The 1,937-nt window shown below is 47.8% G+C and carries 2 pseudogenes; both read left to right on the plus strand.

The features are described 5' to 3' along the window. A pseudogene (locus DEF47_RS14290) lies at positions 1 to 775 on the plus strand (hypothetical protein); the annotation flags it as partial. A 410-nt stretch (positions 776 to 1,185) separates the two neighbouring features. Then, positions 1,186 to 1,937: pseudogene (locus DEF47_RS14295) on the plus strand (hypothetical protein); the annotation flags it as partial.

A 1,937-nucleotide genomic window follows, 5' to 3' on the forward strand; every position in this document is an offset into this window, starting at 1 on the left:
AACCGCAGAACCGACGGCAACCAGCACGCTTGCGCCAACCGCAGAACCGACGGCAACCAGCACCGTTGAGCCAACCGCAGAGCCAACGGCAACCAGCACGCTTGCGCCAACGGCAACCAACACGCCAACCGCAGAACCGACGGCAACCAACACGCCTGCGCCAACGGCAACCAACACGCCAACCGCAGAACCGACGGCAACTCATACGCCTGCGCCAACTGCCACCAATCTACCAACATCTACCGCCACCAGAACACCAACGGCAACGCCGACAACACCTCCAACCAGAACACCAACGGCTATTCCAAGCCCAACATCAACCAAAACACCAACTCCAACGGCAACGATTCGACCAACCTCTACGCCAACCAGAACACCAGCACCGACTGCCACCAATACGCCAACTGGTGCAAATTGTACCTATACTGATGGCTATTGGAAGACCCATCCGCGGGAGTGGCCTCTAGGATCGATGATGCTCGGTGGAGTTCAATATAGCCAAAATCAATTGATGGCGATTTTTATTATGAACGTTAGAGATGATATGAGCTATACCCTAGCGCATCAATTGATTGCTGCCAAATTGAATGTGGCCCAAGGTGCCGATGGTAGTCAGATTAATGGCACTATCGCTGCTGCTGATATGTGGCTCGAGCAAAATCCTTTGGGCAGCAAGCCGACTGGTTTTATTGCAACCACTGGCACTGGCTATAGCTCGACCTTAAATAGCTTCAATAGCGGTTTACTTGGCCCTGTTCACTGTAACAACTATTAATATCGTGGATCAAGAAACCTGTGACCAAGGAATTACCTTGGTCACAGGTTTTTTGTTGTTCATATTCAAAGCGCAAGCTCATGAAATAGTTTGAGTAAAAAGCGTGTTGTAATTCGTGTTTTTTTATAAAAATTGAAATATTAGATTTAAATGGTGATAATAGGAATACATTAATTAATATTCTATCAATAGAGTACTATTTGTATCTATGCCACCTTACGAAGAACCTTACGGATCGAATTAGTACCAGTACTACCTCAATCTAGTTCTCTTACCACAAAAAGATCACGCTCATGTTGAACTAGCGATGACAATTCAATGACATTATACTAGCTAGTAGCTTCGTTTATTTTTATGGTTTAACTAATTTATTATTTTTTTTAACTATTTTTTAATTGTAAGGAGTTCTTATGACCCCGACACTGCGACGATGGACAACGCGGGTTGTGCTACTTGCAACAATGTTGATGGCAGGTGGTCCAAGTGCCAGCTTTGCCAATGTGAGCAAAGGCGTAGAATCAGCCAGTGTTGAGACAGTCGTTGAACCAACTGCTGAACCAACTGCTGAGCCAACTGCTGAACTAACCGCTGAGCCAACCGCTGAGCCAACCGGAACAGCAGCCCCAACCGCAGCCCCAACCGGAACAGCAGCCCCAACCGCAGCTCCAGTCTGTGACCCAAAGGCTGATCTTTCGGGTTGGTTCTCAAGCAATACCGTCGGCAAGATTTGGAATAAATCAAGCACCTGCTCCTACGATGTAGGTATGGCTTCGTATCAAAAATTTGATGAAATCATCGATCACCAATTGATTTATTCGTGGGCAATTGGCCGAGTTGGCCCAAAAACAACTGTTTCTTTAAGCGTTTCAGTGCCCGATTGTGCTACCCAAATTGATGTATTCTATGGGCCTGTATTGCACTCGCTCGATGGTCAACGCTATGGCGAGCGCTTGCTCTCATCTCGCCACCTTGGCGGAACCAGCTATTGTGGTGTAACAACTCCAACCAACACGCCAGAACCAACGGCTGAGCCAACGGTTGCCCCAACCAATACGCCAGAACCAACCGCCTACCCAACGCCAACAGCAGAACCAACAGTTGCGCCAACCAATACACCAGAACCAACGGCAGAACCAACAGTTGCACCAACTAACACGCCAGA

The sequence above is a fragment of the Herpetosiphon sp. genome (genome assembly GCF_003512625.1).
In the GTDB taxonomy this organism is placed as follows: domain Bacteria; phylum Chloroflexota; class Chloroflexia; order Chloroflexales; family Herpetosiphonaceae; genus Herpetosiphon; species Herpetosiphon aurantiacus.